Annotated in this window: 20 protein-coding genes; 5 read left to right on the plus strand and 15 right to left on the minus strand. The window is 58.6% G+C overall.

Going from position 1 to position 18,673, the window contains the following annotated elements:
* Positions 1–76: 76 nt before the first annotated feature.
* Positions 77–988 (minus strand): alpha/beta fold hydrolase, encoded by a 912-nt coding sequence (locus tag E1297_RS17165; RefSeq protein WP_155140397.1) that lies wholly within the window; start codon positions 986–988, stop codon positions 77–79.
* A 237-nt stretch (positions 989–1,225) separates the two neighbouring features.
* On the opposite strand from E1297_RS17165, the gene dapA reads away from it, so the two are divergent.
* Both dapA and smpB read left to right on the plus strand, forming a co-directional pair.
* Positions 1,226–2,104, plus strand: coding sequence for a 4-hydroxy-tetrahydrodipicolinate synthase (gene dapA / locus E1297_RS17170; protein ID WP_155140399.1), 879 nt, complete (start codon positions 1,226–1,228; stop codon positions 2,102–2,104).
* A 69-nt stretch (positions 2,105–2,173) separates the two neighbouring features.
* Positions 2,174–2,653, plus strand: a complete 480-nt coding sequence (smpB, locus tag E1297_RS17175; protein ID WP_155140401.1) for an SsrA-binding protein SmpB — start codon at positions 2,174–2,176, stop codon at positions 2,651–2,653.
* Positions 2,654–2,753: 100 nt separating this feature from the next.
* On the opposite strand, the gene E1297_RS17180 is transcribed toward smpB, so the two are convergent.
* The 3 genes from E1297_RS17180 to E1297_RS17190 all read right to left on the minus strand — a co-directional run bounded on the left by E1297_RS17180 (position 2,754) and on the right by E1297_RS17190 (position 4,859).
* Entirely contained in the window at positions 2,754–3,206 is a 453-nt protein-coding gene (locus tag E1297_RS17180; RefSeq protein WP_368669601.1) for an acyl-CoA thioesterase, read from the minus strand.
* 5 nt (positions 3,207–3,211) lie between these two features.
* Positions 3,212–4,372, minus strand: coding sequence for an iron-containing alcohol dehydrogenase (locus E1297_RS17185; RefSeq protein ID WP_368669602.1), 1,161 nt, complete (start codon positions 4,370–4,372; stop codon positions 3,212–3,214).
* 79 nt (positions 4,373–4,451) lie between these two features.
* On the minus strand, positions 4,452–4,859 hold the full coding sequence (locus tag E1297_RS17190; RefSeq protein WP_155140405.1) for a DUF2000 family protein: 408 nt from the start codon (positions 4,857–4,859) through the stop codon (positions 4,452–4,454).
* On the opposite strand from E1297_RS17190, the gene E1297_RS17195 reads away from it, so the two are divergent.
* On the plus strand, positions 4,858–5,781 hold the full coding sequence (locus tag E1297_RS17195; protein ID WP_155140407.1) for an AraC family transcriptional regulator: 924 nt from the start codon (positions 4,858–4,860) through the stop codon (positions 5,779–5,781). The two genes, E1297_RS17190 and E1297_RS17195, sit on opposite strands and share 2 nt — an antisense overlap.
* Positions 5,782–5,965: 184 nt before the next feature.
* Here the strand turns inward: E1297_RS17195 and parC are convergent, their stop codons facing one another.
* The 10 genes from parC to rpoZ all read right to left on the minus strand — a co-directional run bounded on the left by parC (position 5,966) and on the right by rpoZ (position 16,251).
* Complete coding sequence (gene parC / locus E1297_RS17200; protein WP_155140409.1) at positions 5,966–8,215, minus strand: DNA topoisomerase IV subunit A; 2,250 nt, start codon at positions 8,213–8,215, stop codon at positions 5,966–5,968.
* Between the two features lie 128 nt (positions 8,216–8,343).
* Entirely contained in the window at positions 8,344–9,102 is a 759-nt protein-coding gene (recO, locus tag E1297_RS17205) for a DNA repair protein RecO (protein ID WP_368669596.1), read from the minus strand.
* Between the two features lie 24 nt (positions 9,103–9,126).
* Positions 9,127–10,053, minus strand: a complete 927-nt coding sequence (gene era, locus E1297_RS17210; RefSeq protein ID WP_368669603.1) for a GTPase Era — start codon at positions 10,051–10,053, stop codon at positions 9,127–9,129.
* 72 nt (positions 10,054–10,125) lie between these two features.
* Positions 10,126–10,833, minus strand: coding sequence for a ribonuclease III (gene rnc / locus E1297_RS17215; protein WP_155140411.1), 708 nt, complete (start codon positions 10,831–10,833; stop codon positions 10,126–10,128).
* 12 nt (positions 10,834–10,845) lie between these two features.
* Positions 10,846–11,601, minus strand: a complete 756-nt coding sequence (lepB, locus tag E1297_RS17220) for a signal peptidase I (RefSeq protein WP_155140413.1) — start codon at positions 11,599–11,601, stop codon at positions 10,846–10,848.
* A 141-nt stretch (positions 11,602–11,742) separates the two neighbouring features.
* On the minus strand, positions 11,743–12,168 hold the full coding sequence (gene acpS / locus E1297_RS17225; protein ID WP_155140414.1) for a holo-ACP synthase: 426 nt from the start codon (positions 12,166–12,168) through the stop codon (positions 11,743–11,745).
* 76 nt (positions 12,169–12,244) lie between these two features.
* On the minus strand, positions 12,245–12,841 hold the full coding sequence (locus E1297_RS17230; protein ID WP_155140417.1) for a DUF2062 domain-containing protein: 597 nt from the start codon (positions 12,839–12,841) through the stop codon (positions 12,245–12,247).
* Between the two features lie 38 nt (positions 12,842–12,879).
* Positions 12,880–13,461, minus strand: a complete 582-nt coding sequence (gene pyrE / locus E1297_RS17235) for an orotate phosphoribosyltransferase (protein ID WP_155140419.1) — start codon at positions 13,459–13,461, stop codon at positions 12,880–12,882.
* A 23-nt stretch (positions 13,462–13,484) separates the two neighbouring features.
* Complete coding sequence (locus tag E1297_RS17240) at positions 13,485–15,737, minus strand: bifunctional (p)ppGpp synthetase/guanosine-3',5'-bis(diphosphate) 3'-pyrophosphohydrolase (RefSeq protein ID WP_155140421.1); 2,253 nt, start codon at positions 15,735–15,737, stop codon at positions 13,485–13,487.
* 115 nt (positions 15,738–15,852) lie between these two features.
* Entirely contained in the window at positions 15,853–16,251 is a 399-nt protein-coding gene (gene rpoZ / locus E1297_RS17245) for a DNA-directed RNA polymerase subunit omega (RefSeq protein WP_155140423.1), read from the minus strand.
* A 367-nt stretch (positions 16,252–16,618) separates the two neighbouring features.
* On the opposite strand from rpoZ, the gene E1297_RS17250 reads away from it, so the two are divergent.
* Together E1297_RS17250 and E1297_RS17255 are read left to right on the plus strand one after the other, a co-directional pair.
* Positions 16,619–17,206, plus strand: a complete 588-nt coding sequence (locus tag E1297_RS17250) for an NYN domain-containing protein (protein WP_155140425.1) — start codon at positions 16,619–16,621, stop codon at positions 17,204–17,206.
* A gap of 11 nt (positions 17,207–17,217) precedes the next feature.
* Positions 17,218–17,886, plus strand: a complete 669-nt coding sequence (locus tag E1297_RS17255) for a uracil-DNA glycosylase (protein WP_155140427.1) — start codon at positions 17,218–17,220, stop codon at positions 17,884–17,886.
* A 30-nt stretch (positions 17,887–17,916) separates the two neighbouring features.
* Here the strand turns inward: E1297_RS17255 and E1297_RS17260 are convergent, their stop codons facing one another.
* Positions 17,917–18,663, minus strand: a complete 747-nt coding sequence (locus E1297_RS17260; RefSeq protein ID WP_155140429.1) for an arginyltransferase — start codon at positions 18,661–18,663, stop codon at positions 17,917–17,919.
* Positions 18,664–18,673: the final 10 nt, after the last annotated feature.

An 18,673-nucleotide genomic window follows, 5' to 3' on the forward strand; every position in this document is an offset into this window, starting at 1 on the left:
TGCCTTTAAAGGCCTTCCCTGAGAAAGAGCGATTCAGATCGGGTAGCTTACAGTGTGGTGCACTTCGCGCTTGAATTCACCGGGCCTCTTTCAAAAAGTGCTCTATGCATTCCTGGGTGGGTGCGTCCCACAAAAGCGGCGCATGGCCCTGACCTTCGATCGTGTGCAGCCGGGCCTTCGGATTTTCCTCCAGCATGCGGCAGCAGCAGTCATGGGTCAGAATATCGGAATTCTGGCCGTGCAGGATCAGCACCGGGATGCCGACAAGGTGCTCGTACAAGGGCCAGAAATCGGGCAGGGGCACGCCGTCATCCAGACTGGCCAGCGTGTGTCCCAGGTTCGGATCGTAGTCCAGCTCCCAGCCCTCATTCTTGTGACTTCCGAGTTGTTCGGCAAGTTTGACCCAGTCCGTGTCGCTGAGTTTCGGGAACTGATGATGCATCAGGCGCTTCATTTGTCGGGCGTGAGAATGTTTGTCGGGAAACCGCATGATCCGGCCAAGTGTTGCCGCAATCCGCCGGACCCCGCGCATTTCCACATGCGGGCCGACATCGTTCAGGATAATTGCCGCCAGACGTCTCTTGTCATAGCGCTGTGCCATCATCATTGCGTGCAATCCGCCCCGAGAGGTGCCGAGGACCGCAAACCGGTCAAGCCCGAGTTTCGAAATGGCGTCGTCAATATCGCCGTCTTCAACGGTGAGCGCATAGTTTTGCCAATTGGAATCCCAGTCGCTGTCACCACGTCCGCGATAATCGAGAGCAACGACAAGGTGGCCGTGGTCTTGCAGAAACTCGGCGATGGGTCTGAAGTCACGTGTATTGCGCGACAGTCCCGGTAAGCAAAGGACAGGAACCGCATCCTTTGGAGCCGACGGATCCGGCCGCCAGATACGGCCCGACAAGGTCAAGCCATCGCGGCTTTTCCAGGTGAAGGGTTCAGCTGCGCCTTCCGGTATCGGATCAGGGTCCTTGGCCATTGCCTCCATATGCGTTTCCTCCTGTTGTTTCTTCTTAACCCTAAGGAACTTAGGTTGCATCGATCCAGTGAACCAGTCAGGTGAGATCCTTATGTGAAACGGATGCCTCCGGGCGATGAGTTCTGCACCGCCAACTTGCTGATAATAGGCTGCTTCGCCATTGCCCCACGTTCACCCAAGCATTATGGTGCCGGTCCATTCTCGGCCAGTATGCCAGACGCAATGAAGCACTTAAGGAAACCAGAAATGTTCAAGGGATCGATTCCGGCGCTGATCACACCGTTCAAGGACGGGGCGCTAGATGAGAAACGGTTTCAGGACTTCGTTGACTGGCAGATAAAAGAGGGCAGCCACGGGTTTGTTCCGGTCGGGACAACGGGGGAGAGCCCGACCTTGTCCCATGACGAGCACAAGCGCGTGGTCGAACTGTGTGTCGAGGCGTCAAGCGGCCGTGTGCCGGTAATCGCGGGGGCCGGGTCCAACAATACGGCCGAGGCGATTGATCTGGCGCAACATGCCGAGAAGGCAGGCGCGGATGCGCTGCTGGTGGTAACCCCTTATTACAACAAGCCGAATCAGGCCGGCCTGAAAGCCCATTTCAAAGCGGTCAACGCAGCGGTCGGCATTCCGATCCTGATCTACAACATTCCGGGCCGGTCGGTGATCGACATGACACCGGAAACCATGGCAGAGCTGTATGAGACCTGCGACAATATCGTGGGTGTGAAGGACGCGACTGCCAACCTTGCAACGGCAAGCCGGCAACGCCAACTGTGCGGGACGGATTTCATTCAGCTTTCGGGCGAGGACATCACCGCGCTCGCCTTCAACGCCCATGGCGGCGTGGGCTGCATCAGTGTGACGGCGAATGTCGCGCCCCGGCTTTCCGCCGAATTCCAGGAAGCGTGCCTCGCCGGAGATTTCGTCAAGGCGCTGGCATATCAGGACAAGCTTGCGCCCCTGCACCGGGCATTGTTTCTGGAGCCGAACCCGGGCGGCGCAAAATATGCGCTTTCGCTTCTGGGCCGGATCGACAACGAGTTGCGTTTGCCGCTTGTTCCGGTTTCCAGCGAGGCGCAAGCCGAGATCCGGGACGCCATGACCCACGCCGGTCTGATCAATTGATTGGCGGAACCAGCTTACCACTTCCCGGCCGGTGACGATCGGCCGGTGGCTTTACAAAGGATAACAAGAATGGCCCCCAAACGCGGCGGGCCTCCGGGTCGGGCAATTATCTCCGATAACCGGAAGGCCCGGTTCAACTTCGAGATCGAGGACACGCTCGAGGCAGGCATCGAACTGAAGGGCACGGAGGTGAAGTCGCTCCGGACCGGAAAGGCCAATATCGCCGAATCCTACGCTGCCGAATATCAGGGCGAGCTGTGGATCTATAACGTCTATATTCCTGAATATGTGCAGGCCAACCGGTTCAATCATGAGCCGCGGCGGCCGCGCAAGCTGCTTCTGCACAAGCGCGAGATCGGCAAGCTCGCCGGTGCTGTCCAGAAGGAAGGCAAGACGATTGTCCCGCTCAAGCTCTATTTCAACGAGAAGGGCCGGGCGAAGCTGGAACTTGCTCTGGCGCGCGGCAAGAAGATCCACGACAAGCGCGAGACGGAAAAGAAGCGCGACTGGCAGCGCGAGAAATCCCGGTTGATGAAAAACCTCGGCTGACCTGAAGGGGGATCTTCCGCAGCGTCTTGAATAACTTGTGCGCTGGTTTTGGTTTTCCTGTGGAAAACCTGTGAACTCGAATTTGCCGGCAAAGCAGATTTCACCGCTGCAAAAGTGTTTCGAGCCTGGACCGGGCAACGTGCGGGATCGGCACCGGGCGCCGCGACTTGCGATCAACCCGAACATGAACGAAACGGCCGTGGGCGGCCGTTTCCAGATCTTCCCCGTTGAACAATCCGATGCGATAAGTCACGGAAGATGAACCGATTCTTTCGACCAGCAGCCCGGCCGTCACGGTGCCCGGGAAAGTGAGTTCGGCGAAGTAGTTGCAGCCGGTTTCGACGACCAGAAAGATCTCGGCGGAGGCACGCGGATCCAACAAACCCTTGTCGACATACCAGCCATTGACCGCTGTATCGAAGAAGCTCAGATACTGCACGTTGTTCACGTGGCCATAGATATCCACATCCATCCATCGGGTCGGAACTTTGCGGAAAACCGGAAAGGCGTCCCGGTGCATGGGCCGGGCGCGTGGCGGTTCGGATCGGAGCACTGTTGTCAAAGGGCAGCCTCGTAGATCGCAAGGGCGTTGGTCTCTGTCACTGGCCGCGGATTGTTGACCAGGAGCCGGGTCTGTTTCATGGCATCAGCGGCCATTTTTTGAAGGTCCGAGGCCGTGATTCCGGCATCCCGCAAAGACGGTGCAAGACCAAGGCGCTTGATGAGGTCTTGCAGACGGTCCGCAAACAGGTTGGTGCGTTCGAGCGGTTTCGATACACTGCTTAACTCGGGGAAAACGTGGGGAGCAAGTTCTGCATAGCCGGTTTGGGCTTCCTCTGCATTGAACCGGATCACATGCGGCAACATGAGCGCCGTCGACACGCCATGGGGGACGTGGAAGGAGCTGCCAATCGGATAGGCGAGGGCGTGCACGGCGGCCACCGGAGAATTGGCAAATGCCATGCCGGCCAGCATGGAGCCGAGCAGCATACCGCCACGTGCCGCCCGGTCCTCCGGGCGCGTCACGGCACTCTCGATATGCTGCCCAAGCAGTTTGAGGGCTTCGACGGCAAGGGTGCGGGATACCGGATTGTTGTTCGGACTGCGCGATGTGAAGGATTCAATGGCATGCACCATGGCGTCCACCCCGGTTGCGGCGGTCGTTGGAGCGGGAAGACCTATTGTCAGCAGCGGGTCGAGGACAGCGAGGTCCGGCAGAAGAACCGGGGACACGGCGCCGCGCTTTTCATCCTCACTGATCGTGATGATGGAAATCGGTGTTACTTCGGAACCGGTCCCGGCTGTTGTGGGGACGAGGATCAACGGCAGGCGCGGGCCCTTGATGTTGCCCACGCCCCAGATCCCGTCCAACGGTTCGCTGCTGCTTGCCAGAAGCGCGACAAGTTTTGACACATCCAGCGAAGACCCGCCTCCGAACCCCACGATTGCGGTCGGTTTGAAGGTCCTGGCGGCTTCCAGGGCTCCGTTGAGCACGCCGAGATCCGGATCAGCTGTTATGCCGTCGAAAACCGCCAGATCCCGGCCATCGCCGGAAAGGCTTTTCAAGGGGCCTGCGAGCAGACCGGAGGACACGATCCCCTTGTCTGTCACAATCAGAGGGCGGGCTCCGAGAAAGCTTGCGGCATGTTGTGCAAGTGCCGCGCTGCTGCCTTCCTCAAAAACCAGCCGCTGGCTGGTGTTGAACGTGAAAGCTCCGATCATGCGTTCCTCCCGGCGTTTTGGTCAGCTTGCATGGCAGAGCCCGCGCCGTCGAGAGGAATTGTACCTCTCGAAGGGGTCAGGAATGCATCTTTGCGCCCTTGGTGATCTTGTCGGCTATACGCTTGCCGGCGTGGAAGGCAATGCCGGCGATGCAGGTCTCTTCCAGCGGGACCTGAGCAAAAACGGCCCGATTTGCAGCGTCATGCCCGGTTGAGAACATCTCGTCGATATAGAGGCTTGCCCGGATATCGCGTTGCAGAGCCCGCATCCGGATCTTCGACAGCAAACCTTTGTCCGCACTTAAAACGATGATCGGCTGGGCACTCAATGGATGGTAGACATTTCCAGCCGCATCCCGGTAGTTTTCGCCGATGATTTCAGGTTTTGCAGCTGCAATTCCTGTCGACAGGAAGGCCGTGACATTTAGCTTCTGCCAAGTTGCAAGATCGTCCCGGACAACAACAACGAATTTGGTATCGAACATGAGTGACAACTCCATAAGGGGGTTCCGAAAGAACAACGGAGAGGTCGTTCTACAAAGCAGCCCGGACAGCGGTCTTGAACGTTTGTGCAGCGTCAGGCGGGATGGCATCTGGTCTGCGAAACCGGAAGCTGGTGTTGAGCGGATAGAGGCTGTGTTTCGCGGGCAGGGATTTTCACCGCACCGCCATGACACTTATGCCATTGGCCTGACCATGCGCGGTGTCCAGCGCTTCATGTACCGGGGAGAGGAAAGGGCATCGCTCGCGGGACAGGTGATCGTACTTCATCCCGATGAAATGCATGATGGCGGGGCAGGGACGGAGACCGGTTTGCACTATCGGATGATCTATGTGCCGCCTGAGCATATCTCGGAGGCACTTCAGGACACCGCGAACGGTCGTCTGCCCTTTGTCCGGGAAGCAATTCTCGCAGATCACCGGTTTCGAAAATGCTTGATCGAGGCTCTGCTCGACATGGATCAGGATATGGGGCCGCTGAAGCGGGCTGGCGTGATTTCGGATCTTGCGCATTGCCTTGAGTTGTTTTCAGACAGCAGAACGGGGCGCTCCCAAGCCCTTCACTGGCCCGCTATAAGACAGTGTGCCGCGTATTTGAGAGAAAATACCACAGCATCGGTTGATGTTGCAGATCTGGAAACGCTTTCAGGGCTCGATCGGTTTTCACTGGCGCGGCAGTTTCGGGCAGCGTTCGGGACAAGCCCGCACCGCTATCTGGTCATGCGCCGGTTGGAGGCTGTGAAGGCCGCCTTGGCTGCTGGTGAAACCTTGGCAGGGACGGCGATCACTTGCGGGTTTTCCGATCAAAGCCACATGACCCGCCACTTCAAGCGCGCCTTCGGCATGCCGCCGGGCAAATGGCAGCGCCTCGGCGCTGCCGGTGCCACGTCGCATAATCACGGTTGACGGCAGATCACCTGATTGCCCCGAAGAAATGTGGTGTCGTGCTTTGAGAACGTCATCCCGGAAAAACCAGCGGTTTTGTCCGGGATCGGAGAGCCCAAAGAACCGGCTGCCTTCGGGCTTACCGGGTCTGGATCCGCGCTGTGGCTTGGCCGGGCCGACATCACCGGAAAAGCCGGCGCTACCGCTAGATGTCCGGTTGGCCAAACTTGTTCGAGCGGGGGAAGCCGTTGGGTGGGAGGCGGCCGGCATTGCCGCGGTCTCCGCGCCAGTCCATCAGCTCGTCCATGCTGCGCGTAAACGTTCGGCCGGAACTGTCGACCCAGCTTAATCCGTCCTCGCTCTTGAATACCTTGATGTCCGACACCTTGCCATCGCGGTAACGCTGCAGGCGGACACCCCGGCCACGGCTCATCTGGGCAATCTGGCGGAGTGGGAAAACAAGAAGCTTCCGGTTCTCGCCAATGATCGCGACCTGATCACCATCGGCCTCGACACAGAGGCGGGCTTCATTGGTCCCGGCCAGATTGAGCACCTGCTTGCCCTTGCGGGTGTTGGCAATAACGTCATCTTCGGCAACGACAAAGCCGCGCGCCTCGTCGTTGGACACAAGCAACAGCCGGCCCGGTTTGTGGACGAAGGCGCTGACCACGTCCTGTGCCTCGTCCATTTCCACCATCAGCCGGATCGGTTCGCCGTGGCCGCGCCCGCCGGGCAGGCGGTCGGCACCGAGGGTGAAGAATTTGCCGCCGGTTGAAAAGATCAGGATCTTGTCGGTCGTCTCTGCATGGAGCGACAGCTTCAGCGCATCGCCCTGCTTGAAGGACAGGCTGCTCAGATCTGTCTGATGGCCCTTGAGTGCCCGGATCCAGCCCTTTTCGGAGACAATCACCGTGATCGGCTCCTTTTCGATCATCGCCTGATGAATGTCGCCGAGATCATGGGCCGGGGCATCCGCGAAACCGGTCCGGCGCTTTCCGATCTCCGTTTCAGGTCCGTAGACCTTTGCGATATCGGTGATTTCCTTGCCGATCCGGGTCCATTGACGGGCATCGGACGCGAGCAGCTTTTCCAGCTTGTCCTTTTCTTCGGAGAGCTTGTCGTGTTCTTTCCGGATTTCCAGCTCTTCCAGCTTGCGCAAGGACCTGAGCCGCATGTTGAGGATCGCCTCGGCCTGAACGTCTGTCAGGTCAAAGGCCCGGATCAGTTCGGCCTTCGCGTCGTCTTCCTCGCGGATGATCCGGATCACCTCGTCAAGGTTCAGATAGGCAATCAGATAGCCCTCCAGAACCTCCAGCCGGTGGTTGATCTGGCCAAGCCGGTGCTCGGACCGGCGGATCAGGACTTCCTTGCGGTGGTCGAGCCACTCGCGCAGAACCTGCTTCACGCCCATCACCATCGGCACCTTGCCGCCGGACAGGACGTTCATGTTGAGCGAGAACCGGTTTTCGAGATCGGTCAGCTTGAACAGGGATTCCATCAACAGGTTCGCATCGACATTGCGCGAACGCGGCACCAGCACAATGCGGATGTCTTCCGCCGACTCGTCGCGAATATCTTCCAGAAGCGGCAGCTTGCGGGCGGTCAGAAGTTCGGCCGTCTTTTCAATCAGACGTGACTTTTGCACCTGATAGGGAATTTCGGTGACGACAATGGCCCATTGGCCGCGGCCAAGATCCTCGACCTCCCACCGGGCCCGGACGCGGAAACTGCCCCGGCCGGTCAGATAGGCTTCACGGGTCGCGCCCGGATCGCTCACCAGAAGGCCGCCGGTCGGGAAATCCGGCCCCTTGATGAACTGCAGCAGCTCTTCCGGATCGCAGTTCGGGTTCTTGATCAGGTGCTGCGATGCCTCGCACAGCTCATGGACATTGTGAGGCGGAATGGATGTTGCCATGCCGACCGCGATCCCGGAAGAGCCGTTGGCCAGCAGGTTCGGAAACCCGCCCGGAAGAACGATCGGTTCCTTGTCCTCGCCGTCATAGGTTTCGCGGAAATCGACCGCATTCTCGTCCAGTCCATCGAGCAACCGCTTGGCGGTGTCGGTCATGCGGGCTTCGGTGTAGCGCATCGCCGCCGCGTTATCGCCGTCGACATTGCCGAAATTGCCCTGCCCGTCGATCAGCGGGTAGCGCTGCGCAAAGTCCTGAGCCAGACGGACAAGAGCGTCATAGACCGCCTGATCACCATGGGGGTGGTATTTACCGATCACGTCACCGACGACGCGGGCGCATTTCTTGAAACCGGCTCCCGGGTCGAGTTTCAAAAGCCGCATGGCGTATAGCAGCCTGCGGTGAACCGGTTTCAACCCGTCGCGCACATCCGGCAGCGCGCGGTGCATGATCGTGGAGAGCGCGTAGGCCAGATAGCGCTCTTCAAGCGCGGCGGCAAGCTCGATCCCTTCAATGCCGTTTGGCGGTAATACTTCTTTTCCCATGGCTCAACAGCTACCCGTTTACGCGGGTTTACTCAAGATTTTGGGCGGGTTTGCCGATTGCGGCAGGCTCATGTCAACGCTTTTCTGGGGATTGCTTCCTTAAGTGGGTCATTGGCCGGAGTTTCGCCTCAAAAGCTCCAGGGAAAAGCGGACCGGTATTCGCGCTCCAGACTGGTGGCTACATGGCTGCGCAAGTCCGCCAGAGGTCCGGCAAAGTCTTGCGGAAAATGCCGGTCGAGAAAGAAGCCGGTAAGCCGGAAGCCTTCCGAGACGTCCTGAAAGGTGATCTCGCTGCCCGGCTGGCGCTGGCCGTCAGCCAGAAACGGGGGCAGGGGGAGGAGTTTGTCGTGATAGGGCCTGCCTGCGTCCCGGCTGACGGCGCGGGCCGATTTCGGCGAGACATAGGCAAGGTCATCGGTTGCGCCGGTCGCAGCGCAGGCCGCGAGATCCAGCCCGAACCCCAGTTCGTCCAGAAGGGCCAGCTCGAACCGCACCAGCAGGGGGGCGGCAATGTCAAACCGGTCGAGATGATCCAGCACGACTTCAAGAGCACCGAACAGGTTGGGATGTGCATCGCGCTCCGGCAACAGACGCAAGAGGGCAGCCACATGTTGAACGCCGTGCAGCCCCAGCGGGGATCCCATCAGCAGGGCGGTCCGGGCCTTGACGGGGTCCACCGTAAAGGTGCCGAGATGATCGGACAGGCGTGCGCGCCAGGTGACCTCAAGTTCGTTTCCGGGCTGAAGGTTCGGTCGGTGCTTTTGCGACCGCCCACCGCGCACAAGGCCGAGATGTCGCCCGCGGTCCGGCGTCATCACTTCGAGGATGACATCGGTTTCGCCGTGCTTGCGGGCGCTCAAGACAATGCCGCGGCTGGTCCATTCCACCGTGTCGCCGACCCTCTCTGTGGTCTACTTGGGAAACTCCAGTCCCATTTCCCTGTATCGTTCCGGATCGTCCGCCCAGTTCTCGCGCACTTTCACGAACAGGAACAGATGGACGGGCGCTTCGATGATATCAGAGATCTCTTCTCGGGAGGCCTGCGAAATCGCCTTGATGGTCTGGCCGCGTTTGCCGAGGACGATGCTCTTCTGGCTGTCGCGCTCGACATAGATCGTCTGCTCGATCCGGGCCGAGCCGTCTTTCCGGCTTTCCCAGCGTTCGGTCTCCACGGTGGAGATATAGGGCAGTTCCTGATGCAACCGCTCGAACAGTTTCTCGCGGGTGATTTCGGCAGCAAGAATGCGCAAGGGAAGGTCCGAAGGCTGGTCTTCCGGATAAAGCCAAGGGCCTTCTGGAACCGACTTGGCGAAAAAGTCTAGCGTGGTTTTGACACCGTCACCGTTGAGGGCGGAGACCATGAAGGTTTCGTCGAAGGCAACCAGCTCATTGGCTTGCTGGGCAAGCGCCAGCAGCTTCTCGCGCTTCACCACATCGATCTTGTTGAGGATCAGCACCTTGCGGGTCTTGATATCCTTCAGCCGCTCGATGATCGCCTCGACTTCTTCGTCGATGCCCTTGCGTGCGTCGATCAAAAGCGCAATCAGGTCGGCATCGCGGGCCCCGCCCCAGGCGGTGTCGACCATGGCGCGATCGAGCCGCCGTTTCGGCTTGAAGATGCCAGGAGTATCGACAAACACGATCTGCGCCTTGTCGTGCATGGCAATGCCACGGATGATGGCGCGGGTCGTTTGGACCTTGTGGGTGACGATGGATACCTTGGTGCCGACCAGCTGGTTCAGCAAGGTCGACTTTCCGGCATTCGGCGCGCCGATCAGGGCCACGAATCCGGCGCGGGCATCGCTTGGCGGCGCGCTTTGCGGATCGGGCAGGGGAATGTCGAACCGGCCCGCGCTCAGGCTGCCGGTATCGTCGTCATAATGGTCGTCGGATGACACTTTAAGGTCTTTCTATTCTTTCCAGACGCTCTCGCGGCGCAAGACCGCCTCGGCAGCGCTTTGTTCGGCTGTCCGCTTGGAGCCGCCACGGCCTTGACCGCGTTCCAGTCCCTTGACCGTGACGCCCACAACGAATCTTGGGGCGTGGTCCGGACCTTCTCTCGATATGACTTCGTATTGCGGTGTCGGCAAGCCCCGGGACTGGGCCCATTCCTGCAAGGTCGTCTTGGCATCGCGCAACGGACCGCTGAAGGATAACATGCGCGGTCCCCAAAGGCGTTCGACAAATGTGCAGGCCGCATCAAAACCGCCATCAAGATAGACTGCGGCAATCACGGCCTCGCACATGTCGGCCAGAAGAGCGGTCTTCTTGCGCCCGCCCGTCTGGGCTTCGGCCTGGCCAATCCGCATGGCTTCGCCGATTTGCAGCTCGGTTGCGATCTCGGCGCAGGTTTCGCGCCGGACCATCTGATTGAAGCGGCGGGCCAGTTCGCCTTCATCTGCTTTGGGAAACTGGGCATGCAGCATGGTCGCCACCACGAGGCCCAGAACCCGGTCGCCCAGGAACTCAAGGCGCTGGTAGCTGCCTTTCACGCTTTCGGAAGGGGCCAGAGCGCTCGCATGGGTCAGGGCGCGGCGCAACAGCTCCGGGTCCTTGAAGTCATGCCCAATATTTGCAGCCAAGACCCGGAAGGCCTTGGCTGAGATGTCGCGTGTCATGATAATCGTGTCTCAGGACCAGAGAGGTGTGCCGATACGGCCCCAGCGGACACTCCACGGCCAGTTCCAGATTTCCCAGGCCGGTTCGCCGCCGCGCACCGAGAAGAAGATGATCTCGGCCTTGCCGATGAAGTTCTCGAACGGCACATAGCCAACTTGCGGGAACCGGCTGTCGACGGAATTGTCGCGGTTGTCGCCCATCATGAAGTAATGGCCTTCGGGCACTTCATAAACGCGGGTATTGTCTGCGGCCCCGTTATCGGTCAGGTCGAGAGTGTCGAAGCTGACGCCATTGGGAAGTGTTTCACGATAGCGCGGGACGGCAACTTCACCGCCAAACGGGGTCTTTTCAATGTAGTCGCTGATACGCTCGCGCTTGACCGGAACATCATTGATGTAAACGGTGCCTTGCCTGACCTGAATCTTGTCACCGGGCAGGCCGATCACGCGCTTGATGTAGTCGATGGAGGTGTCGGAGGGGAGCTTGAACACCGCAACATCGCCCCGTTGCGGATCGCTCGGCCAGATCCTGCCGGAGAAAGGGGCCAATCCGAACGGGAACGAATACCGGGAATAGCCGTAGCTGAACTTCGAAACGAACAAATAGTCTCCGACGAGAAGGGTTTCCTTCATCGAGCCGGAGGGGATGTTGAATGGTTGAAACAGAAACGTACGGACGATCAGCGCCAGTAGCAGAGCCTGGACGATGATCTTAACAGTTTCGTACACGCCACCGTCCTTGGACTTTTTGCTTTCGCTCACGCTCATACGGTCCTTTAATACAGTTTAGGCATCTTCCAGAGAAGCTCTTCGGGAGCCACTGGAATCGCGCATTTTCAGCCCCAAGTGCCCTCTTTATCCGGTCGCTCACGTGCTGGCAATGCGCTGGAGAGGATTAGGCGGATCTGTTCAGTCAACTTGTGGAGGTTCTGGCCAGTCTTCCGGCCAGGCGGTGATGACCACAAAGGCCTGGGCCAGCGGGTAATCATCGGTAATTGTCAAATCCAGACGCGCCTTGAACCCGGGCGGGGTCATGGCGTTCAGCCTTTCTGCAGCACTTCCGGCGAGTGCAACGGTGGGCTTGCCGCTCGGCAGATTGACGACGCCCATCTCGCGCCATGCAATGCCCATCCGCAACCCCGTCCCGAGCGCTTTGGAACAGGCTTCCTTGGCCGCAAAGCGTTTGGCATAAGAAGCAGCGCGTTCCGCACGCCTGTCGGATTTCTGGCGTTCGATTTCCGTAAAGACCCGGTTGGTGAACCGGTCCCCGAAGCGGGTCAGGGTTTTTTCGATCCGCCGGATATCACACAAGTCGCTGCCGATGCCGAGTATCATTCAGAAGACCTTTTGTTGAGAGGTCACGCACACTTGGTTGCAATTGCCGGCCAGCGCAAGACCGGTGCCGATTGTCTTATTCGGGTGTTTGGTTGCTTTCCCCTGGGGCGTTTTTTTTAGGCTGGCGCTTTATTGCAAGCGTATGTTTTCTGCGTCTTTGGTAAACTTCCACTGACTTGTAGACAATAATGTATGACAGGATGCCGGTTGTCAGGCCAAGGGGAATGGCCCCGACAATCATCGGCTTCAGCATCGGGAGAAGCAAATCGAACGAGTTCTGGAGCAGGCGTTCCTGAAATTGGGCATGAACCGCGTGTGCGTCTGCATGTGTGGCTTCACCGCCAAGGATCCACTGTCCGACCTTGAAAGTGCTCGCCCAAATGAACGGAAACGTCAGCGGGTTGCCAACGGATGTCCCCAACGCAGCGGCGATAAAGTTGCCACGCACAATGTAGGCCGTGGCAAAAGCTGTCAGAAAATGAAAGCCGATCAGCGGGGTGAAGGACGCAAAAGCGCCCGAGGCAAAGCCAAGTGCGATGGCATTTGGCGTTGCCGACAGCCGCAGGACGCGTTTGCTGAAGTACCGGGTCGAGCGCGACCAGCTGTGGCGCGGCCAGACCGCAACCCGGATCCGCTCCATGCGGGAGGGTTTATCTCTTCGGCGAAACAGCATGAACGGCCGTCCGGTTCTTGGGTTTGGGCTTGTCGGACTCAGGTAAGTCCGCGGCTGCCCGGTTTCACGGCCGGAAGGGCTGCAAGCTCGGGCGGCAAGTCGTCGGCCGGGTAGGAAGGAACTGCATACTCGGTCAACGCGATCAATGGCACACCTGCATCCGCCGCGCCAGCCGAACGGTCAATCAGGCAGGCGACAGCCAGAACATTTGCACCCGCCGCCTTGAGGGCTTCGACCGTCTCGCGGCTGGAAAGGCCGGTTGTCACGATGTCCTCGACAATCACAACGCGGGAACCTTTTGGCATCTCGAACCTGCGCAGCCGGAATTCGCCGTCTTCGCGTTCGACCCACATCGCAGGGACATCCATATGGCGGGCGGTCTCATAGCCCGGGATCAATCCGCCGAGTGCAGGCGAAACAACATAATCGATCTCGCCGAGACCGGCTGCGCTGATCTTCTCCGCAAGTGCCTTGCACAGGATCTCCGTCTTGTCCGGGTACATGAAGACACGGGCTTTTTGAAGAAACACCGGACTGCGCAGACCTGAGGAGAGGATGAAATGACCTTCGAGAATGCCTCCGGCTTCCCTGAAAACATCCAAGACTTCATCGCGGGTCATGCCGGTATTCCTTTCGATCTGGGTCAGCCGTTCACCCGTGTCACGGCGGACACGTTCGGTTTGGACCGGAGTTGATTGATGATCCTGTTGAGGTGTTTAAGATCCCAGACTTCAAGATCAATGAGCATTTCATGAAAATCTGGCGCTTTCCGCACCATTTTCACATTGTCGATGTTGCCGCTGTTCTCGCCGATAATCTGTGCGATGGTCGCAAGCGATCCGGGCTCATTGACTGCCGAAATCGAAAGACGCGCCGGAAACCGCTCGGGATTGTTGATGTCAATGTCCCAGCGTACGTCGACCCAGCGTTCGCTCTGGTCATCGAATTCCTTCAATGCGGGGGACTGGATCGGGTAGATTGTCAGTCCTTCCGAGGGTGTTAGGATGCCGACAATCCGATCACCGGGAACAGCGCCGCCATTTGGTGCAAACGACACCGGGATGTCTCCGGTGAGGCCGCGAATCGGAAGTGCCGGTCCGTGCCCGGAATTCGATTCGTTTACGGAGCCGGTGCTGCCGTTGAAGTCTGCCCCTGCCGCAGTCGGGATCCTGAATTTCAGGCCTGCGCCTTTTTCCAGATCAAACCAGCCTTCTTCCGGCTTGCCGTAGGGGAGGGCGGCACGCTCGTCCTGATAATCAGGATGAGCGGATTTCAGAACCGACTGGGCGCTGATTTCACCGCGGCCGACGGCTGCGAGGAGTTCGTCGACATTCGCTTGGGCGTGATCATTCAGCGCGGCCTCCAGCAGATCCTCCGAATAAGTCTTGTCTGCTTTGCCGAAGGCGCGCTTGAGCACATGTTCGCCAAGGGCTGCATATTGCTTGCGCATGGACACCCGCGTCGCGCGCCGGATGGCGGCGCGCGCCTTGCCGGTGACGGCAATCGTCTCCCAGGCTGGGGGCGGTGTCTGTGCCGGAGAGCGGATAATCTCCACCTCGTCACCATTTCGCAATTCCGTCACCAGGGGCATGATCTTGCCGTTGACCTTGCTTCCGACGCAGGTGTTGCCAATGTCGGTGTGAACCGCATACGCAAAGTCGATTGGCGTAGCGCCGCGGGGGAGGGCGATCAGTCTGCCCTTGGGAGTAAAACAGAACACCTGGTCGTGAAAGAGTTCGAGTTTGGTGTTTTCCAGGAACTCTTCGGGCGTGTCCCCTTCCGACAGCAGGTCGATGGTCCGGCGCAACCATTCATAGGCGCGGCAGTCGTCCGTATGTTGGGTGATGTTTCGCCCGCCGGTCTCGCCATCCTTGTAAAGGGCATGGGCCGCGATCCCGTATTCCGCGATGCGGTCCATCGAGGCTGTTCTGATTTGCAGTTCGACACGTTGCCGTGAGGGGCCGACAATGGTGGTGTGGATCGAGCGGTAATCGTTCTGTTTCGGCGTCGAGATATAGTCCTTGAACCGTCCCGGAACGGTCGGCCAGGTGGTGTGGATGACGCCAAGAACGCGGTAACAGGCTTCAATGGTGCCAACCGTGACCCGAAAGCCGTAGATATCGGAAAGCTGCTCGAACCCGAGGGATTTCTGTTCCATTTTGCGGAAGATCGAGTAAGGGCGTTTTTCCCGTCCCCGGACCATCGCCGCCATGCCGCGTTCGGCAAGACGTTCTGTCAGGGTGTTTTCGATTTCCATGATCAGCCCGGCATTGCGTTCCCGGATGCCGGTCAGTCGCTCGGAGATGGTCTCGTAGGCCTCGGGGTTGAGTGTGCGGAAGGAAATGTCCTCCAGTTCCTCGCGCAAGTCATGCATGCCCATACGCCCGGCAAGCGGGGCGTAGATTTCCATCGTTTCTTCGGCGATGCGCCCGCGCTTGTGCTCCGGCATGTGCTCAAGGGTTCGCATGTTGTGGAGACGGTCGGCGAGCTTGACCAGCAGGACCCGAACATCATCTGCGATTGCAAGAAGGAGTTTGCGGAAGTTTTCGGCCTGTTTCGCCTTCCGGGAGACGAGGTCGAGGCGGCTGATTTTGGTCAGGCCCTCGACAAGTTTCCCGATTTCCTCGCCGAACAGGCTGTCAATCTCGGCGCGGGTTGCGTCCGTATCCTCGATTGTGTCGTGCAGAAGGGCGACCGCGATTGTGGCGTCGTCCAGCCGCAGATCGGTCAATATCGCCGCCACTTCAAGCGGATGTGAGAAATAGGGGTCGCCTGAAGCGCGGCGCTGATGGCCATGCTTCTGCATTGCGTAGACGTAGGCCTTGTTGAGGAGGGCCTCGTCAGCGCTCGGATTGTAGCGGGTAACTCGTTCTACGAGTTCATATTGACGCATCATGGCTCGCGCCGATCAAACCTCGAGCCTGAACCAAAGGGCGCATCCTTGTGGATGCGCCCGATTCAATTGTTTCCATAAACTAGCGGATATTCTGCCTGAAGGCCAACGCCAAGGCTTAAATGTCGTCGGTGCGCTCTGGCGGCACGAGGCCTTCGAGGCCGCGCAACAGGTCTTCTTCGGAAATGCGATCAAACTCGACCGCGCTGTCATCCACCTGATTGATCTGTGTCGCCTGCTGCTGCGAAGACGGTACCAAGGGAACCGCATCTGCTTCAGGCTCGTCCACTTCAACATATTTCTGAAGCGAGTGGATCAGATCTTCCTTCATGTCTTCCGGGCTTACGGTCTGCTCGGCAATCTCTCTAAGGGCAACGACCGGGTTTTTGTCGTTGTCGCGCTCAATGGTGAGCGGTGAGCCACTCGAGATCATGCGAGCGCGATGAGCGGCCAGAAGAACCAGCTCGAAACGGTTTTCGACCTTGTCGATGCAGTCCTCGACGGTCACGCGCGCCATACGACGTCTCCATAAGTTAGGGAACCTTGATTGACCAGCGTATAATAGTCGCGCAGATTTTACGCAACCCCTGTTCTGATGTGCGTTTGTCTACAGAAATCTCTGCGCGTGGTCTCAAGCCACGCGAAAAGTTACAGGATTATAGATTGCGGCACGCACGCCGAATGGTGTAGGCAAACCGTTGAGGCCGAAAAACACAAAAGATTGGCCAAAGTGCGGTATGATAAAACTATATTTGCGCGGCTCGAACAAATAGACTCAGAACCTATATTCCAATTATTAGATCTCTATGTGACAAAAATTGGACAGCTGAAGTTTCATGCGTTTAACCGGTCAGGCTGCGTCCGAACGGGAAGGTATATTAAATATGTTTGATGCTCGCGAAAAAATTGCTTTATTCATTGACGGTGCAAATCTTTATTCTACAGCCAAGGCCATTGGTTTCGATATCGATTACAAGCGGCTTTTGAAAGAATTTCAGGGGCAGGCTTACTTGCTCCGGGCTTACTACTACACAGCCCTCATTGAGGATCAGGAGTATTCTTCGATCCGGCCACTGATCGACTGGCTGGACTATAACGGGTACAAGGTCATCACCAAGCCCGTGAAAGAGTTCATCGATTCGGCCGGGCGCCGGAAGGTGAAAGGAAACATGGACATTGAGCTGGCTGTCGATGCGATGCAGCTGGTCGATCATGTGGATCACATTGTCCTGTTCTCCGGCGATGGGGATTTCCGGTCACTGGTCGAGGCTCTGCAGCGCAAGGGGCGCAAGGTGAGTGTCGTATCAACCCTCAAGACCCAGCCGCCGATGATAGCAGACGACCTTCGCCGTCAGGCGGACCACTTCATCGAGCTTGCCAGCCTTGCCAACAAGATTGGCCGGGATCCGTCGGAGCGTCCGGTGCGACCGGCCCCGCAAGCGGACGTGGACGACGAAGACGACGACTATTAAGCGAAAGCGCAATGTCCGATTGCACATCTCCCGTGCCGGTTGACCCGCCTGCCGATTGTACCGAATGTCCCAGGCTTGTCGGACTAAGGAATGATTTGAAGAACCAGTTTCCGGACTGGTTCAACGCGCCGGTACCCTCATTTGTATCTTCTGATGCGCCCGGGTTGATGATCGTCGGTCTGGCGCCGGGCATGCGGGGGGCAAACCGGACCGGCCGTCCTTTTACCGGTGACTACGCAGGTGACCTTCTCTATGAGACGATGATCGAATTTGGCTTTGCGTCGGGAACCTACCGGGCAGACCCTAAAGACGGTCTGACCTTGCAAGGGGCAATGATCACTAACGCCGTGCGCTGCCTGCCGCCTGAAAACAAGCCGACCGGTCCCGAAGTCAAGAACTGTCGGCCGTTTCTGTTATCGACGCTGGACGCCAACCCTTCGGTCCGCGCGGTATTGGCACTTGGCCGGATCGCTCATGACACTTTCCTGAGTACCTTGGCCCTGAGGCGTGCAGCGCATCCCTTTGCGCATGGTGCGCATTTCGATCTGGGGGTTCGCAACCTGATGCTGTTCGACAGTTATCACTGTTCCCGGTACAACACCAACACCGGCCGGTTGACGCCGGATATGTTCCGGTCTGTCTTCGCATCGATCAAGAAATTTCTCGAGACCCGCGATTGATCTGCCTGGCGTCTTTCTGGGCACTTCTGGTCATTTGGCCTCTATCCAGCCGTCCGGCGTCAGATGTTCCTGGGGTTTGAAACGAGCCTTGTAGGCCATCTTGGCGGCACCTTCGACCCAGTAGCCCAGATAGACATAGGGCAGGCGCATTTTCCGGGCGCGTTCAATATGCTCCAGGATCATGTAGGTTCCCAGACCTCGCCCTCGCTCTCCCGGTTGATAGAACGAGTAAACCATCGACAGACCGTCTGCGAGCTGATCTGTCAGGGCGACGGCGAGCAGCGGCCCTTCTCCGGAACCTGACAAAAACGTGTCCGGCCCCCGGCGGCGGTATTCCAGAACCATTGTGTCGACATGGGTGTCCTCGATCATCATTGCATAGTCGAGAATACTCATGTCGGTCATGCCGCCGTTTTCATGACGTGCCTGAAGGTAGTCGCTGAAGAGGTCGTATTGCTCAGCCGACGGGCTGGGCGGCAGGCGCATTCCGACCACGTCGCCGAATTGCTTCCACGTGCGCTTGAATGACTTGGTCCACCTGAAATCTGAAACCCTCACCCGGATCGATATGCAGGCCCGGCAGCCCTCACAGGCGGGCCTGTAGGCAATATTCTGGCTGCGGCGGAAACCGCCTTGCGTCAGGACATCATTGAGCGCGGGCGCATGATGCCCGATCAAATGGGTGAAAACCTTCCGCTCCTGCCGTCCCTCCAGATAGGGGCAGGGGGCAGGGGCCGTCAGATAGAATTGCGGATGTTCAGTCGGGTGCCGCGTCAAACCGGTGGTC

The organism is Roseibium sp. RKSG952, assembly GCF_009711355.1.